The sequence below is a fragment of the Mycobacterium cookii genome (genome assembly GCF_010727945.1).
Taxonomy (GTDB): Bacteria; Actinomycetota; Actinomycetes; order Mycobacteriales; family Mycobacteriaceae; genus Mycobacterium; species Mycobacterium cookii.
Window position 1 is genome coordinate 3399911 of the sequence record NZ_AP022569.1, and the last position, 14859, is coordinate 3414769.

Sequence of the window (14859 nt, forward strand, 5' to 3'; positions counted from 1 at the left end):
GTGTACCTTAGCGATTCGCGCCGCGCCGCCCGACGACACTGTGCGCAGCCATCCCGCACAGGTAGACCACGGCGCCGGCGGCGATCAGGACAGGCGAACGGCCGTCGGCGGGAATGACGAACGCCGCCAGCGTGATCGCTCCGATGAAAGCGACCCAGAACAGCGAATCCTGTACGGCGAACACGTGTCCGCGCAGCGCATCGTCCACGTCGACCTGAATCGCGGTGTCCGCGCACAACTTCAGTACCTGGCCGACGCCGCCAAGCAGGAAGCCGCACGTCACCAACACCCACAGCTGCAGGCCGACCCCGGTGACCTCGATGGCCGCTGCGAGCGCCAGCGCTCCGTTGGCGGTGGCGTAGCGACCCCAGCGGCGCACGGTGGCCGGCGTGACCAGGTTCGCCAGAAATGATCCGATGCCGGCCGCCGCGACGAACAGCACGGCGTTACCGAACGCGGAGACTGCGGCGTTGTCGCGATGACGCACCAGCAACAGCACCAGCAGCGAGTTGATGCCGAACACCATCCGATGCGCGGCCAACCCGGACAGCGTCGCCGCCACGGTGGGACGGTCCAGCACGGTCCGCACGCCGTGCATCCAGCCGGTGACGACGGCGTAGAGGACCGAGCCGTGGATCGCCTGCCGGGTGTCGTCGGGACCCAGCACGTGCGCGGGGAACCGCAGTGACAACACCAGCGAAATCAGCAGCGGAACGATGACCAGCAGGATGATCGACGCCGATCCGCGGTCGCCGGAGCCGACGAACGCCCGCGGCACGAGCATGAAGTTGGCACCGAGGAACGCCGCGATCGCGCCGGTCGCCGAGGCGGTCGAGTTCATCGTCACGACCTGCTCACGCGGCACCACATGCGGCAGCGCAGCCGACAGACCCGACGAGACGAACCGGGCGAGCCCGTTGACCACCAGCGCCCCGCACAGCACCAACAAGTCGCGGACACCAAACGCCAGGCAGATCCCCACCACCGCGACCGACGCCACCCGGCCCACATTGGAAGCGATCAGCACCAGCCGCCGGTCCCAGCGGTCCATCAGCGCCCCGGCGAACGGACCCAGTAGCGAATACGGCAGGAACAGCACCGCGAACGCGCCGGCGATCTCCAGCGGCCGGGAGGCCCGCTCGGGGTTGAACAGCAGCGCCCCGGCCAGTCCCGCCTGGAACAGCCCGTCGCCGAATTGGCTGGCCGCCCGCAGTTCCAGCAACCGCCAAAAGTCGGGCAGACCCCGCACCGCGCGCCAGACAACGGCGGGTGCGTGCGGATGAGTCACTGGACCTACTTCCCCTGGAGCCCGGCAAACGTCGGCCGGCCAGCGGACGCTGTTAACAACAGTACAAATTCTTCGATGCGCGCTTCTGGTTCACCACGGCGGTCGGAGTCGGATGCCATGATGGAAGGGTGCCGCAGCCCGAAGACCCGGAGGACTACATTGCCCCCGCCGCACACCGTGTGCGCGCGGGAACGTTGCTTCTGGCCAACACGGATCTGCTCGAACCGACCTTCCGCCGCAGCGTGATTTACATCGTCGAACACAACGACGGCGGCACGTTGGGCGTGGTGCTGAACCGTGCCAGCGAGACCGCGGTGTACAACGTGTTGCCGCAGTGGGCCAAGCTGGCGGCCAAACCCAAGACCATGTTCATCGGCGGGCCGGTCAAGCGGGACGCGGCGCTGTGCCTGGCGGTGCTGCGGGTCGGCGCCGAACCCGACGGTGTTCCCGGCCTGCGCCACGTGGCCGGCCGGATGGTGATGGTCGATCTGGACGCCGACCCGGAGTCGATCGCCCCGGTGGTCGAAGGCGTGCGGATTTTCGCCGGCTATTCCGGTTGGACGATCGGCCAGCTGGAAGGCGAGATCGAGCGCGACGATTGGATTGTGTTGTCGGCGTTGCCATCTGACGTTCTGGTCGAGCCGCGGGTGGATTTGTGGGGCCGCGTGCTGCGACGTCAGCCGCAGCCGCTGTCGATGCTGGCCACCCACCCGATCGACGTAAGCCGCAACTAGTCGACCGGCGCCTCTTCGGGTAGCTCGTCGCGGGCCAGCCTGCTGGCGATCACCGAGCACACAATCAGTTGGATCTGGTGAAAGATCATCAGCGGCAACATGATCACGCCGACGGTGGCGGCGGGAAAGAACACCAGCGCCATCGGCAGACCCGACGCCAGGCTCTTCTTCGACCCGCAGAACAGCAGCACGATGCTATCCCCGCGGTCCAGGCCGACGAGTCGACCGATCAGCCAGGTGAAGAGCAGCACCACGGCCAGCAGCACGCTGTTGACCACGGCCACCGTGACCAGTTGCCACGGATCGACGCTGCGCCAGATGTGTTCGACCACACCCATCGAGAACGCGGTGTAGACGACCAGCAGGATCGAGCCGCGGTCGACGGCCTTCGTCAACACGGCGTGCCTGGCAATCCAGTCGGCGATCCAACGCCGCATCAGTTGACCCAGCACGAAGGGCAGCAGCAGTTGCAGCCCGACGTCGCGGATCGCCGAGGCGTCCATCTTGGCCCCGCCGCTGGTGTTCATCAGCAGCACGACCAACAGCGGGGTCAGCGCCACCCCGATGATGTTGGACAGGGACGCGCTGACCAGCGCAGCCGAAACATTGCCCCGCGCAATCGAAGTGAACGCGATCGAGGATTGCACTGTCGACGGGACCAGGCACAGGAACAGCAGCCCGTTGTACAAGTCGAGGTTCAGCAGCCAGGGAACCAGGCCGCGGGCAGCCAGGCCGAGAACCGGGAACACCACAAAGGTGGTGGCCAATACCAGCAGGTGCAGCTGCCAGCGCTTGACGCCGTGCCAGGCCTGCTGCGGCGATAACCGGGCACCGTATAGCCAGAACAGTACGGCGATAACGACTTTGGCGGCAACCGACATTGCGGCCGCAGCGCTCCCGCGGGCAGGGAAGAGAGCAGCGAGCGCGACCGTCGCCGCCATGGCAAGCAGGAAGGTATCGATCGGCAGCGCCGACAGGCGCCTCAGGGACAACTTCAATGGCAGCTGAGCGTGCAGGCCGCGCAGCTACCAGCACAGCTCGCGGCGGCGGCCTCCTCCTGGCGCAGCGCGAACCGCGCGGTCTGCCACGACCCGGCGGCGACCGTGCCGATCGCGCCGATGATGCAGACGACGACGACCGGCAGAGCGGTGCTGTGATGTCCGGCCAGCGCGACGGCTCCACCGGCGGCCAGCATGACCGCGGCGGCCAGCTGCGGCGGTGCTACCGAGCGCATCACCAGCATGGCGGTGTCGGTGACCTGGTCCGTTGTGGGGCGTGCCAGCGACCAGAAGCCGAGCACGGCCATCAGGACGGCCACGCAGACACAGAGCACTCCTGCGATGAGCATGGGGCCACAATACGAAACCCGTCCGGCCGCCGCTTGGCGGCGGGTGCGATCTAGTGCGCCAGCGCCTGCGGCGGAGCGACGGCTGCCGGTGGCGCGGGAGGCGGGGCGGCTGCTGGCGGCGGGGCTGCGGGCTGGGTGGATCCCGGCGGGCCCGCGCGGAACCCGTTGATGATGCCGTCGGTGGAGGGCGCCTCGGCGACGGCCTGGGAGGCGTCGGTCGTCACTGCCAGCGACACCAGGTATTTGTCCGGCCCGGAGGTCACGATGACGTGGCGCCGAGAGGTGTTGACCGTCATCTGGTCCTGCCGGTAGGTGCCCTCGATGATCGATGACGGCGAGCCGTTGAAATCGGCCAGCGAGGCGTTGGTGGTGCGCCACGCCGGCTGTTGCTGGCTGTCGATGTAGCCGTGGGTGATGGCCTCATGCGGGTCGAAGTCGCCGACCAGCCGGTACACCACCAGCTGAGCGTTGGATTTGTAGAAGCTATTGCTGCGACGGTTGGCGGTCACCACGAACGCGTCCGGGACGTTCGGGTCGGGAACCTGCGTCCACCCGGGCGGCATCGGCAAGACCAGGTCCAGCGCGTTGAAGCCGGGCGCCTTCTGCGGCTCCATCTTGACGCCCTTGCTGCCGAAGAACTCACGCAATGTCCCGGCGGCGGCCGGTGCGAGTTCCGGCGGAGGCGGCGGGGCGGGCGGCGCGGCCTGCGGCGGGGGTGCTGCCGGGGCCACCGCGGGTGCGGCCTGCGGCGCCGGAGCCGGCATGGGGTTGGCGAGGGCCCCGGGGTTCAGCGCGACGGCCTGTGGGGCGGGGGCCGGGATCGGCGCGGGGATGGGCCGGGGCGGGAAGACCGGATCGGCCGACGCGGCCGGGCTCGCCAGGCCCAACACACCGCACGCGCCGACGGCGAGACCCGCGACCGTTACTCGCCAGCTAGAGGCTGTCTGCTTCATGAGAGTCGGTCCTTTCACATCGCGCGGGTCGGTAGAGCGTGACGTCGCAGAAAGCGACTGTAACCAGGACGAAGTCACGGCTACCAGCACCGGAATCGACCTGGAACACACCTGGGACCAAGCCCTGATCGGTCTGCAATGCAACCGAGACCGTCGGTGGTCGGCGGGTCGCTCGACTCGGCCCTTATAACCTGTTGGACGTGACCGACTCCCCGACCGCCGCAGCCGGCCAGGCCGCCGAAGGGCAGGCCGACGCGCCGCGGTTTCGCTACACCGCGGACCTGGCCGGCCGCATCGAACGCACCTGGCAGGACAACTGGACGCGCTGGGGAACGTTCAACGTGCCCAACCCGGTCGGCTCGCTGGCGCCGACGGACGGCTCGCCACTGCCTGACGACAAGATGTTCGTGCAGGACATGTTCCCGTATCCGTCGGGTGAGGGATTGCACGTCGGTCATCCGCTGGGCTACATCGCCACCGATGTCTACGCTCGCTACTACCGGATGACGGGCCGTAATGTGCTGCACGCATTGGGGTTCGACGCGTTCGGCCTGCCCGCCGAACAGTATGCGGTACAGACCGGCACCCATCCGCGCACCCGCACCGAGGCCAACATCGTCAACTTCCGGCGGCAGTTGGGCCGGTTGGGTTTCGGCCACGACAACCGGCGAAGCTTCTCCACCACCGACGTCGAGTTCTACAAGTGGACGCAGTGGATCTTCCTGCAGATCTACAACGCGTGGTTCGACACCGCCGCGAACAAGGCCCGCCCGATCGCCGAGCTGATCGCCGAATTCGACTCCGGCGCACGCACATTGGATGACGGCCGCGATTGGTCGGCGTTGCCGGCGGGACAGCGCGCCGACGTGATCGACGCGCACCGCCTGGTCTACCGGTCCGACTCGATGGTCAACTGGTGTCCGGGGCTGGGCACCGTGCTGGCCAACGAGGAAGTCACCGCCGACGGCCGCAGCGAGCGCGGCAACTTCCCGGTTTTCCGGAAACGACTGCGGCAGTGGATGATGCGGATCACCGCCTACTCCGACCGGTTGCTCGACGACCTCGACGTGCTGGACTGGCCGGAGAAGGTCAAGACCATGCAGCGCAACTGGATCGGCCGGTCTTCCGGCGCGGCCGCGATGTTCTCCGCATCGGCGGGCGAGATCGAGGTGTTCACCACCCGGCCGGACACCTTGTTCGGCGCAACGTATCTGGTGCTGTCGCCCGAACACGATCTGGTCGACGATCTGGTCACGTCGAGTTGGCCGGACGGGGTCGACCCGCGCTGGACCCTGGACGCCGCCACACCCGCACAGGCCGTCGCCGCCTACCGGCAGGCCATCGCGGCAAAGTCCGACCTGGAGCGTCAGGAGAACAAGACCAAGACCGGCGTCTTCTTGGGCAGTTACGCGGTCAACCCGGCCAACGGCGAACGGGTGCCGATCTTCATCGCCGACTACGTGCTGGCCGGCTACGGCACCGGGGCGATCATGGCCGTACCCGGCCACGACCAACGGGACTGGGAGTTCGCCCGCGAGTTCGGCCTGCCGATCGTCGAAGTCATTGCCGGCGGCGATATTTCGCAGGCGGCCCACACCGGCGACGGCGCCCTGGTGAACTCGGACTATCTCAACGGGTTGAGCGTCGCGTCCGCCAAGGAAGCCATCACCGCACGGCTGGAGGCCGACGGCCGCGGTACGGCGCGCATCGAATACAAACTGCGGGACTGGCTTTTCGCGCGGCAACGGTACTGGGGTGAGCCGTTTCCGATCGTCTACGACAGCGACGAACGCGCCCACGCACTGGATGACGCCGCGCTGCCGGTTGAGTTGCCGGACGTCCCGGATTACTCGCCGGTGCTGTTCGACCCCGACGACGCCGGCAGTGAGCCCTCGCCGCCGCTGGCCAAGGCCACCGACTGGGTGCACGTCGAGCTGGACCTTGGCGACGGCCTGAAGCCCTACACCCGCGATACCAACGTCATGCCGCAGTGGGCGGCCAGCTCGTGGTACGAGCTGCGCTACACCGACCCGCACAACACAGAACGGTTCTGCGCCAAGGAGAACGAGGCCTACTGGATGGGCCCGCGGCCTGCCGAGCACGGTCCCGACGACCCGGGCGGTGTCGACCTTTACGTCGGCGGCGCCGAGCATGCGGTGCTGCACCTGCTGTACTCGCGGTTCTGGCACAAGGTGCTCTACGACCTCGGCCATGTCAGCTCCCGCGAGCCCTTCCGCCGGCTGGTCAACCAGGGCTACATCCAGGCGTTCGCCTACACCGACGCCCGCGGGTCCTACGTCACGGCCGCTGACGTCGTCGAACGCGACGGCAAGTTTTTCCACCCGGGTTCGAACGGCGAAGTCGAGGTCTTTCAGGAGTTCGGCAAAATCGGTAAGAGCCTGAAGAATTCGATCTCACCGGACGAGATGTGCGACGACTACGGCGCCGACACGCTGCGGGTGTACGAAATGTCGATGGGCCCGCTGGAGGCGTCGCGCCCCTGGGCAACCAAGGACGTGGTTGGGGCGCACCGGTTTCTGCAGCGGGTGTGGCGGCTCGTGATCGACGAGGACTCCGGCGAACTGCGGGCCACCGACGGCTCAGATCTCGACACCGAGACTCTGCGGCTGCTGCACAAGACCATCGCCGGTGTCGCCGAAGACTATGCGGCACTGCGCAACAACACCGCGGTGGCCAAGCTGATCGAATACACCAACCACCTCACCAAGCAGCACCGCGACGCTGTCCCGCGCGCGGCGGTCGAGCCGTTGATCTTGATGGTGGCGCCGGTGGCGCCGCACTTGGCCGAAGAGTTGTGGCAGCGGCTGGGCAGTACGACGCCGCTGGCGCACGGACCCTTCCCGGTCGCCGATCCCGACTACCTGGTCGAGGACACCGTCGAGTATCCGGTGCAGGTGAATGGCAAAGTGCGGGGCCGGATTACGGTGGCCGCCGACGCCGATGCCGACGCCGTGGAGGCCGCCGCGCTGGCCGACGAAAAGGTGCAGACATCGTTGGCCGGCGCCACGCCTAAGAAGGTCATCGTGGTCGCGGGGCGACTCGTCAACTTGGTTGTCTAGCCCGCCTCCTCCTCGGGCCGAGGGCCCGCATCGTCAGCGTGCGGGTTGTTTAGCCACGGGGCCTGAGGACGACTTCATGCAGATGGCCGTCGGGTGGCGTGGCCACGGCCTGCGCGACCGCTGCGGCAACGGTTTCTGGCTTCAAAAACTTCGAAGCGTCGTACTCGCCGCCTTCGAAGGACACCAGCGCCCGCTGCATGTCGGTGTCGACGCGGCCGGGGTACACCGTCGTGACACGAAGGTCCGGTTCGCTCTCGCGCAGCGAATCGGCGAACGCGCGGAGCGCGAACTTGCTCGCCGAGTACGACGCCATGGTCGCCGACGCCTTGCGGCCGGTGCCGGAGTTGACGAAGACGACCTGGCCGCCGGCCCGGCGCAGGGCCGGTAGCAGCGCCAGCGTAACTGCCACTGCGCCAACCACATTCACGTCGAACGTGGTACGCCAGTCTTCGACGGTCGACTCGGCGACCGGTCCCGGCAGGAAGACGCCGGCGTTGTGCACCAGCACGTCGAGCTCACCGATCGCGGCCGTGGTGGATGGGATCGCGTCGGTGTCGGTGACATCCAGCGGCAGCGTCGTGGCGCCGAGCCGTTCGGCGGTCTGCTGCAATGCCGGCGAGGGCCGTCCGGCCAGCACCAATGTGTGCGTCGGCGCCAAGGCCGCGGCGATGGCAGCGCCGATCCCACGGCTGGCACCGGTAATGAGCGCGGTGTGCATGCCTGAACTCTAGGGCCGATCGCAAGCCCGGTGCAGCCGGGCGCAGCGGGTCGGCCCCAGCAGTCTAGGGCAGCAAGGATTTACGGGGTCGCGTCCCCATTGGCCGCGGCGGCCGGGCTGGCCACCGACTCGCTGGCGGCCAGGTGCTCCAGCGGCGCCAGCGCCTTCGTCAGCGAATCCAGCTCGGGCGTGCTGAGCTGACTGAGCAGCGCGACCAGTGCGCTGATCCGGTTGCTCAGCGATTCGCGGTGAACGGCCAACCCCCGCGGGGTGATGTCGACGAGCACGGCACGTAGATCCGACGGGTCGCGGGAGCGCTTGACCAGGCCGATCTTCTCTAGCCGTCGAATCGCCACCGTGGTGGTGGGTGTGCGGACGCGTTCGTGTGCGGCGAGATCGGTCATCCGGATCGGTCCCCGGTCCAGCAGGGTGACCAGGATCGACAGCTGCGCCAGGGTGAGGTCGCTGGCCTGGGCCGCTCCCGCGCTGGGATCGCCGCGCCGCAGGATGGAGAACAGCTTGGAAAGCGTGCGGTGAAGTCCCTCCGCCAGCTCCGTGAGCTCGGGCACGGTGGCTTCAGTCTCCGCCATAGTTCGCTAGTCTAACCTGTCGCTCTCGCCGCGGCCCATTAATGGCTGTCGGGATCAAAGTACCTGTGACAAGAAGCGCTGCAGCCGCTCGGTGCGCGCGGCCTCGAATATCTGCGCGGGCGGGCCGGTTTCCAACACTTTGCCGTGATCCATGAAGACCACGGCGTCGGATGTGGACCTGGCGAAACCCATTTCATGGGTGACCACCAGCATCGTCATGCCTTCCGAGCCCAGATCGGCGATCAACGCCAGGATGCCTTTGACCAGTTCGGGATCCAGCGCAGAGGTCGCTTCGTCGAACAGCATGACTTGCGGCGTCATTGCCAGTGCGCGTGCGACCGCGACTCTTTGCTGCTGACCGCCGGACAGCGCGCCCGGGCGGCAGTTCGCTTTGTGCTTCATGCCGACCCGATCCAGCTGTGCCAACGCCAACTCGCAGGCCTCTTCGCCGGACAGCCGTTTGAGCTTGCGCGGCGCCAGCATCACGTTGTGCAGCACGCTCAGATGTGGATAAAGGTTGAAGTGTTGGAACACCATGCCGATCCGCTGCCGAAGCCGATTGGGATCGTCGCCGAGCACCGAGCGTCCGCCGAGCAGGACGTCCCCGCTGTCGGGCTCGTACAACCGGTTCAACGTGCGTAACAACGTCGACTTGCCGGAGCCGGACGGGCCGATGACCGCGACCGTGTGGCCCGCGGGTACCTCGATGTCGACGCCGCACAGCACCGGGTTGTCTCCGAAGGACAGGTGAATGTCGTTGCCTGCCAACGACACTGGCTGCGGCGTTGTCACATGATCTCCTGGGCGGTGGCGAGCGGGTCGACGTCGCGCGCGGGCCGGCCATGGCGAAGCCGATCGTCGACATAGTTGACCAGATGGGTCAGCGGGATGGTCAGCATCAAGTAGAACGCGCCCGCCGCGACCAACGGTGACAGGCTGCCGGTTTGCGCGTTCAGGTCGCGACCGACCTGGAACAGCTCGCGCTGGCCCGCGATCAGGCCGAGGAAGTACACCAGCGCCGAGGCCTTGAGCAGCGCGATGACCTGGTTGACCAGCGCGGGCAGCACCCGGCGGATGCCCTGCGGGATCACCACCAGTCGCATCGCGGTCCGGTAACTCAGACCCAACGCCCGGGCGGCCTCCAGCTGCCCGGTTTCCACGCTTTGAATGCCGGAGCGGAAGATCTCGCCGATGTAGGCGGCCGCAGTCAGCCCCAACGCCGCGATGCCCAGCGGATACGGGTTGTTGTGCGTCAACCCTCCGACGATCGGCCCGAATCCAAGCCCGATCACGAGGATGATGACCACTTCGGGCAGGCCACGGAACATGTCGGTGTAGATCCGCGCCGGCCAGCGCAGCCAGCGCGATTGCGAAATCCCTGCTACCGCAAGCGCCATGCCCACCACCAGCCCGATGACGGCGGACGACACAGTGAGGATCAGCGTGTTCGGCAGGCCCGTCGTCAACATGGCCGGGATGGCTTGCTTGTAGAGGTCCCAGTCGAAGAACTGGTCCCGCAGCTGGGCCAACGTGGATTTCGGCGGTGCGGCCCCGGGCGCCTCGCGGTGGTTGCGTTCGGCGATCGCCGCGAAATCCGGTAGGTGCGGCGTCGGCGCCGCTTTCGATCCCGGCTTCCAACCCTGCGGCAAGGGCCGTGGAACCCAGTCGGTGTACAGCTGCGACCAGGTGCCGTCGGCGATGACGGCGTCCAAGCCGGCGTTCAGCGCATCGATCAGCGGCTGGTTGTCCTTGGCGACCGGGAAGGCGATGAAACTGCCCGGGCTGTAGGTGTATCCGGCGACGGTGGCGCGGTCGCCGGGCCGCATCACTTTGGCCGCCTCCATGGCCGGCGCCACCCACGCGTCGATCTGGTGGTTCTTCAGGCAGGTGTACAGGGTGGTGAAGTCGGGGAATTTCACTGGCTGCACATGCACGGTTTCGACGGCGTAGGCCTCTTCGACGGTGCCCTGAATAACGCCGATCCGCTGGCCCGCGCCGAGCTGGTCGAAGCCGTGCAGCGGCGAGCCGGACGGCACGATCAAAGACAGGTAACCGAAGTCGTAGCCGTTGGTGAATCCGACTGTGCGGCGGCGCGATTCGGTGGCGACGATCGACGACGACGCGACGTCGAAACGTCCGGTCGCCACTTGTGCGAGCAGGCCGGCGAATTCGGTGCCGGCGAAGACGACGTTCAGTCCGAGCTTGGCGGCGATCGCGCGCAGCAGCTCGTTGTCATAGCCGGTGTAGCGGCCCGTGCTGTTGAGGCAGCTGGTCGGGGGACCGCCCGGCTGGGTGCCGATGGTCAGCGTTCGCGGCGTGCGCAAACCGAGCGCGTCGATGTTCACCGAACTCAACGGCTCGACGTCGGCCGTCGTGTAATCGCGTTCCTCCGGCGGGCTGGCGGTGACCAGCTTCTCCGGCAGGGCCATCGCGCCCGCTATGCCCGACGGCTTGCACATGTGGTTGTCGGCCGCCGCCGGCGCCATCGGAGCCAGACAATAGGTCAGCAGCACGGTGGCGAGCAGCGCGATCAGTTGCGACGAGCGGACTCTCATCCCCGACCACGCCATCGGCATAGTGCTTCGGCGTTGCTCAGGTCGTAGTCGGGGCCGTTGACGCCGACGGTCAGCAGCGTGACGCCCAGCGCGGTCAGGCCTTCGGCGCTGGGAATCAACTCGTCGCCTTCCTTGACGCCGGCGGACCGCTCGATCTCTCCCGGGTCGCGACCGACCGCGGCGCAGTGTCCGGCCAGCACCTCGGCGGCGTGCGGGTAGCTGTCGACCGAGGTGAACCCGTGCCAGATGTCGGCGTGCTCGGCGACCAGCCGCAGCGTCTTCTTCGGGCCCTTGCCGCCGATCAGTAGCGGGATGTCGCGGGTCGGCGCCGGGTTCAGCTTGGCCAGCCGCGAATTGATCCGCGGCAGCGCCTCGCCCAGGTCGTCGAGCCGGCTCCCGACCGTGCCGAACTCGTAGCCGTACTCGTCGTAGTCCTTCTCCTTCCAGCCCGACCCGATGCCCAGGATCAGCCGTCCGCCGGAGATGTGGTCGACGGTGCGGGCCATGTCGGCCAGCAGTTCGGGATTGCGGTAGGAGTTGCACGTGACCAGTGCGCCGATCTCGATGCGCGAGGTCTGCTCGGCCCAGGCGCCGAGCATGGTCCAGCATTCGTAGTGCGCACCGTCGGGATCGCCGTAGAGCGGAAAGAAGTGGTCCCAGTTGAAGGCGATGTCGACGCCGATGTCCTCGCAGCGGCGGACGGCGTCACGCAGGTTCTTGTAGTCAGTGGTGTGCTGGGGCTGCAACTGAACGCCGATGCGGATCGGCCGGCCGGAAGAAGTCATGGCCTCTACCGTAGGCGCGGGGATAGGCTGAGCAACATATGTCCGACAGCATCGCTGGCATCGCCATTCCCGACACTGCGCTGGTCAGGGCTATAACTGCGCACATCCGGGACGCCGAAGACGACCTATTGTTCAACCATTCGCGACGAGTGTTCATCTTCGGGGCCTTGCAGGGTCGCCGCCGTGGACTGCAGCCGGATCCGGAATTGCTGTACGCCGGGGCGATGTTCCACGACATCGGCCTGACGGAGCGCTACCGCGACTCGACGCTGCGCTTCGAGGTCGACGGCGCCAACGCCGCGCGCGACTTCCTGCTGGAGCACGGTGTCGAGCAGGCCGACGTCGACAAGGTGTGGCTGGGTATCGCGCTGCACACCACGCCCGGTGTGCCCGAATTCCTGGCACCGGAGACGGCCTTGGTGACGGCCGGCGTCGAGACCGATGTGCTCGGCATCGGCCGTGACGACCTGCCGCCCGAGGCGCTGGACGCCGTCACCGCCGCCCACCCGCGGCCCGACTTCAAACAGCAGATCCTGGCGGCATTCAACGACGGGATGAAGCACCGCCCGCAGACCACATTCGGCACCTGCAACGCCGACGTTCTGGAGCGCTTCGACCCGACGTTCACCCGGGACAACTTCGTCGACAACATTCTCGGGAACAGCTGGCCGGAGTAGGCGGTTCAATCGCCGTCGAGCACTCCGCGTAGCAGGTCGATCAGCACCAGGGGCTGGTCGCTTTGCACGGAGTGGCCGGAGTTCTCGACGACATGCACACCGCGGAATTGCGTTGCGCGCTGGCCGAGTTCGGCGGCGTCCTCGTCGGTGACGAAGCCCGAGGTGCCGCCGCGCACCAGCGTGATCGGTGCAGACAGTCCCGCGACGTCATCCCAGAGGCTGTCGAAGTCGGGAAACTCCCGGATGGTGTCCCAGCGCCACGTCCACGCGCCATTGTCCAGCTGGCGGGAGTTGTGAAACACGCCGCGGCGCAGCGATTTCGGATCGCGGTGCGGGGCCGCGGCGGTGGTGAGCTCGACCATCGCGGCGAAGCTGGGGAACTCCCGGTCGCCCTGCATCAGCGCCACGGTGCCCTGCTGCTCCTTGGTCAGCTCGGAGTGCCTGCGCAGCGCCGACGGGGTGACGTCGACCAGCACCAGCTCGCGGACCAGTTGCGGCGCAACGGCACCCAGGCCGATCGCGGTCAGCCCGCCCAGCGACATACCGACGATCAAGTCGGCGTCCGGCGCGAGGTCGCTCAGCACCGGGGCCACCGCTGCGGCGTTGTTCTGCGGCGAGTAGTTGCCGTCTTCGCGCCACGCCGAATGCCCGTGGCCGGGCAGGTCGACCGCCAGCGCGGGGACGCCCAGGCCCACGATCACGGTGTCCCAGGTGTGCGCGTTCTGCCCGCCGCCGTGGAAGAACACCACCCGCGGCGCGTCGTCGCCCCACTGCAGCGCGCTGACGCCGTCCGCCTCGACCCGGCGCACGGTGGGTAGCGGGCCGGTGACGCCGGCCTGCTCGGCATTCTCGGGCAGCAGCGCGAACTCGGACAGCCCAACCAGTTCGTCGTGGGAGATATCGCTCATGGCCTCCGACATTAGAGGACGTACCGGCGGCGAATGCCCCGGAATCGTTGCCACATCTCGGCGGCTCGCTCGGCTTCGGTGACCGTGGCGGTGTCCGCGGGCAGGGCGCCGAGCAGTTCGCCGTAACCGACCAGACGGGTGCTGAGCACCGCAGGCTGACCTTCCAGCATGTGCCGGTAGGTCAGGTTGCCGCGCTCGAAGCCTTGGGTGTCCAACCAGTTGCGCACGCCGGGATCACGGTGCGCCATAACCAAGCGGACGCGCCCGTCGGCGTCGGTGCTGGCCCGGCTCGGCGTGTAGCTCACCGGCCGGTAGAGGTAGTCCATGCTGTTGAAGAAGACGCCCATGTTGGTCAGCATCCACAGGCCGTCGTGGGCGTCGAACTCGACGATCAGCGCCTGGTCAGGGCCCAGCTCCCAGTACATGTTCGCCGCGGCCCGGCCCCGCTTGGCGTCGGCGCCGGTGGTGTCGACGCGCGGAAAAGTGTTCGGGTGCGCGGCGTCCACACCGCCGTAGCTGAACGGGAACTCCGGCCAGTCCGACATCAGGCCGGTGACGAAGTCGCCCGCCCAGCCGATCGCCTCGATCATGACCTCGGCGGTGGGCAGCGGCTTGGGCGTCGACATGTCGACGCGCTCGATCCGGATCTGCGCCGGCAGTTCGTCCCAGCGGTCGAATCCCTGCCGGATGAACAGTTTTCGCGAATCAACGGTGGTCGGCAGCCAATTCGGACCGCGCTGTGCGCCGCCGATGTACAGCTCGAACTGGCCGTCGGCGCCGACGTCGAGCCGCTCGCCGGAGATGTTGGCTTCCGGTGTGTCGCCGAAAGGTTCGTGCAGCACGCCGGGGCCGGGGGTGCGTGCTCCCTGAACGGTCACGTTGAAGAAGCGGGCGGTGCCGCGGCTGCCGGTCAGCCGGTACGTCGACTGCCCGTCGATCCAGGCCTGCTGGTAGGTGAAATCACCACAGTCGCCGCCGAGTTTGCGGGTCGGGCCGCAGAATGCGTGCAACGCCGGGTAGCGGGTGTCGCGGGTCTCCAGCGCCAAATCGAAAGCCTGGCCAACGTTTTGGGTGAGAAACCGCAGCGCGTCGACGCGCTGCAGGGCGGTGGCGGCGTTGGCGTCTTTGAACACCTGCGCCCCGGCGCTCTGTAGCTGTGCGCAGAACGCCGTCCACGCCGACTCGAGGGCGGCGTCGTCGGGGCAGTCGCCGAATGCCATCGC

General features: G+C 67.7%; 14 protein-coding genes. 3 read left to right on the forward strand and 11 right to left on the reverse strand.

What is annotated here, in order from left to right; all coding sequences use genetic code 11:
• Positions 1-7 precede the first annotated feature (7 nt).
• Positions 8-1288 (reverse strand): MFS transporter, encoded by a 1281-nt coding sequence (locus tag G6N27_RS15985; protein ID WP_163777475.1) that lies wholly within the window; start codon positions 1286-1288, stop codon positions 8-10.
• 128 nt (positions 1289-1416) lie between these two features.
• On the opposite strand from G6N27_RS15985, the gene G6N27_RS15990 reads away from it, so the two are divergent.
• Entirely contained in the window at positions 1417-2022 is a 606-nt protein-coding gene (locus G6N27_RS15990) for a YqgE/AlgH family protein (protein WP_163777477.1), read from the forward strand.
• On the opposite strand, the gene G6N27_RS15995 is transcribed toward G6N27_RS15990, so the two are convergent.
• Genes G6N27_RS15995 through G6N27_RS16005 form a run of 3 tightly spaced genes read right to left on the reverse strand, consistent with a single transcriptional unit; the run spans position 2019 to position 4323 of the window.
• Positions 2019-3008, reverse strand: a complete 990-nt coding sequence (locus tag G6N27_RS15995) for a bile acid:sodium symporter family protein (protein WP_163781888.1) — start codon at positions 3006-3008, stop codon at positions 2019-2021. The two genes, G6N27_RS15990 and G6N27_RS15995, sit on opposite strands and share 4 nt — an antisense overlap.
• 8 nt (positions 3009-3016) lie before the next feature.
• Positions 3017-3370 carry a hypothetical protein gene (locus tag G6N27_RS16000; protein WP_163777480.1) on the reverse strand — a complete coding sequence of 118 codons (354 nt, stop codon included), beginning with the start codon at positions 3368-3370 and terminating at the stop codon, positions 3017-3019.
• 50 nt (positions 3371-3420) lie between these two features.
• Entirely contained in the window at positions 3421-4323 is a 903-nt protein-coding gene (locus G6N27_RS16005; protein ID WP_163777484.1) for an LpqN/LpqT family lipoprotein, read from the reverse strand.
• 200 nt (positions 4324-4523) lie between these two features.
• Between G6N27_RS16005 and leuS the strand changes: the two genes are divergently transcribed.
• Entirely contained in the window at positions 4524-7403 is a 2880-nt protein-coding gene (gene leuS, locus G6N27_RS16010) for a leucine--tRNA ligase (RefSeq protein WP_163777487.1), read from the forward strand.
• Between the two features lie 49 nt (positions 7404-7452).
• On the opposite strand, the gene G6N27_RS16015 is transcribed toward leuS, so the two are convergent.
• The 5 genes from G6N27_RS16015 to G6N27_RS16035 all read right to left on the reverse strand — a co-directional run bounded on the left by G6N27_RS16015 (position 7453) and on the right by G6N27_RS16035 (position 12051).
• Positions 7453-8121, reverse strand: a complete 669-nt coding sequence (locus G6N27_RS16015; RefSeq protein WP_163777490.1) for an SDR family oxidoreductase — start codon at positions 8119-8121, stop codon at positions 7453-7455.
• Positions 8122-8201: 80 nt separating this feature from the next.
• Positions 8202-8711, reverse strand: a complete 510-nt coding sequence (locus tag G6N27_RS16020; RefSeq protein ID WP_163777493.1) for a MarR family winged helix-turn-helix transcriptional regulator — start codon at positions 8709-8711, stop codon at positions 8202-8204.
• Between the two features lie 54 nt (positions 8712-8765).
• Positions 8766-9503, reverse strand: coding sequence for an amino acid ABC transporter ATP-binding protein (locus G6N27_RS16025; protein WP_163777496.1), 738 nt, complete (start codon positions 9501-9503; stop codon positions 8766-8768).
• The gene (locus G6N27_RS16030) at positions 9500-11266 is read right to left on the reverse strand and encodes an ABC transporter substrate-binding protein/permease (protein WP_163777500.1); all 1767 of its coding nucleotides are present in this window, start codon (positions 11264-11266) and stop codon (positions 9500-9502) included. Before G6N27_RS16030 ends, G6N27_RS16025 begins: the two co-directional genes overlap by 4 nt.
• Complete coding sequence (locus tag G6N27_RS16035; protein ID WP_163777502.1) at positions 11263-12051, reverse strand: LLM class F420-dependent oxidoreductase; 789 nt, start codon at positions 12049-12051, stop codon at positions 11263-11265. The genes G6N27_RS16030 and G6N27_RS16035 overlap by 4 nt, the downstream gene beginning before the upstream one ends.
• Positions 12052-12089: 38 nt before the next feature.
• Here G6N27_RS16035 and G6N27_RS16040 point away from each other — a divergent pair, with 38 nt between their 5' ends.
• Positions 12090-12728, forward strand: a complete 639-nt coding sequence (locus tag G6N27_RS16040; protein WP_163777506.1) for an HD domain-containing protein — start codon at positions 12090-12092, stop codon at positions 12726-12728.
• A gap of 5 nt (positions 12729-12733) precedes the next feature.
• Here the strand turns inward: G6N27_RS16040 and G6N27_RS16045 are convergent, their stop codons facing one another.
• The gene (locus G6N27_RS16045; protein ID WP_163777507.1) at positions 12734-13636 is read right to left on the reverse strand and encodes an alpha/beta fold hydrolase; all 903 of its coding nucleotides are present in this window, start codon (positions 13634-13636) and stop codon (positions 12734-12736) included.
• A gap of 11 nt (positions 13637-13647) precedes the next feature.
• Positions 13648-14856, reverse strand: a complete 1209-nt coding sequence (locus G6N27_RS16050) for a DUF1214 domain-containing protein (protein ID WP_163777511.1) — start codon at positions 14854-14856, stop codon at positions 13648-13650.
• Positions 14857-14859: the final 3 nt, after the last annotated feature.

Coding starts and splice junctions, on each gene's coding strand:
- G6N27_RS16000 (WP_163777480.1), bottom strand. CDS start 3,370: ATGCTCATCGCAGGAGTGCTCTGTGTCTGCGTGGCCGTCCTGATGGCC.
- G6N27_RS16005 (WP_163777484.1), bottom strand. CDS start 4,323: ATGAAGCAGACAGCCTCTAGCTGGCGAGTAACGGTCGCGGGTCTCGCC.
- G6N27_RS16015 (WP_163777490.1), bottom strand. CDS start 8,121: ATGCACACCGCGCTCATTACCGGTGCCAGCCGTGGGATCGGCGCTGCC.
- G6N27_RS16020 (WP_163777493.1), bottom strand. CDS start 8,711: ATGGCGGAGACTGAAGCCACCGTGCCCGAGCTCACGGAGCTGGCGGAG.
- G6N27_RS16030 (WP_163777500.1), bottom strand. CDS start 11,266: ATGAGAGTCCGCTCGTCGCAACTGATCGCGCTGCTCGCCACCGTGCTG.
- G6N27_RS16035 (WP_163777502.1), bottom strand. CDS start 12,051: ATGACTTCTTCCGGCCGGCCGATCCGCATCGGCGTTCAGTTGCAGCCC.
- G6N27_RS16040 (WP_163777506.1), top strand. CDS start 12,090: ATGTCCGACAGCATCGCTGGCATCGCCATTCCCGACACTGCGCTGGTC.
- G6N27_RS16045 (WP_163777507.1), bottom strand. CDS start 13,636: ATGAGCGATATCTCCCACGACGAACTGGTTGGGCTGTCCGAGTTCGCG.
- G6N27_RS16050 (WP_163777511.1), bottom strand. CDS start 14,856: ATGGCATTCGGCGACTGCCCCGACGACGCCGCCCTCGAGTCGGCGTGG.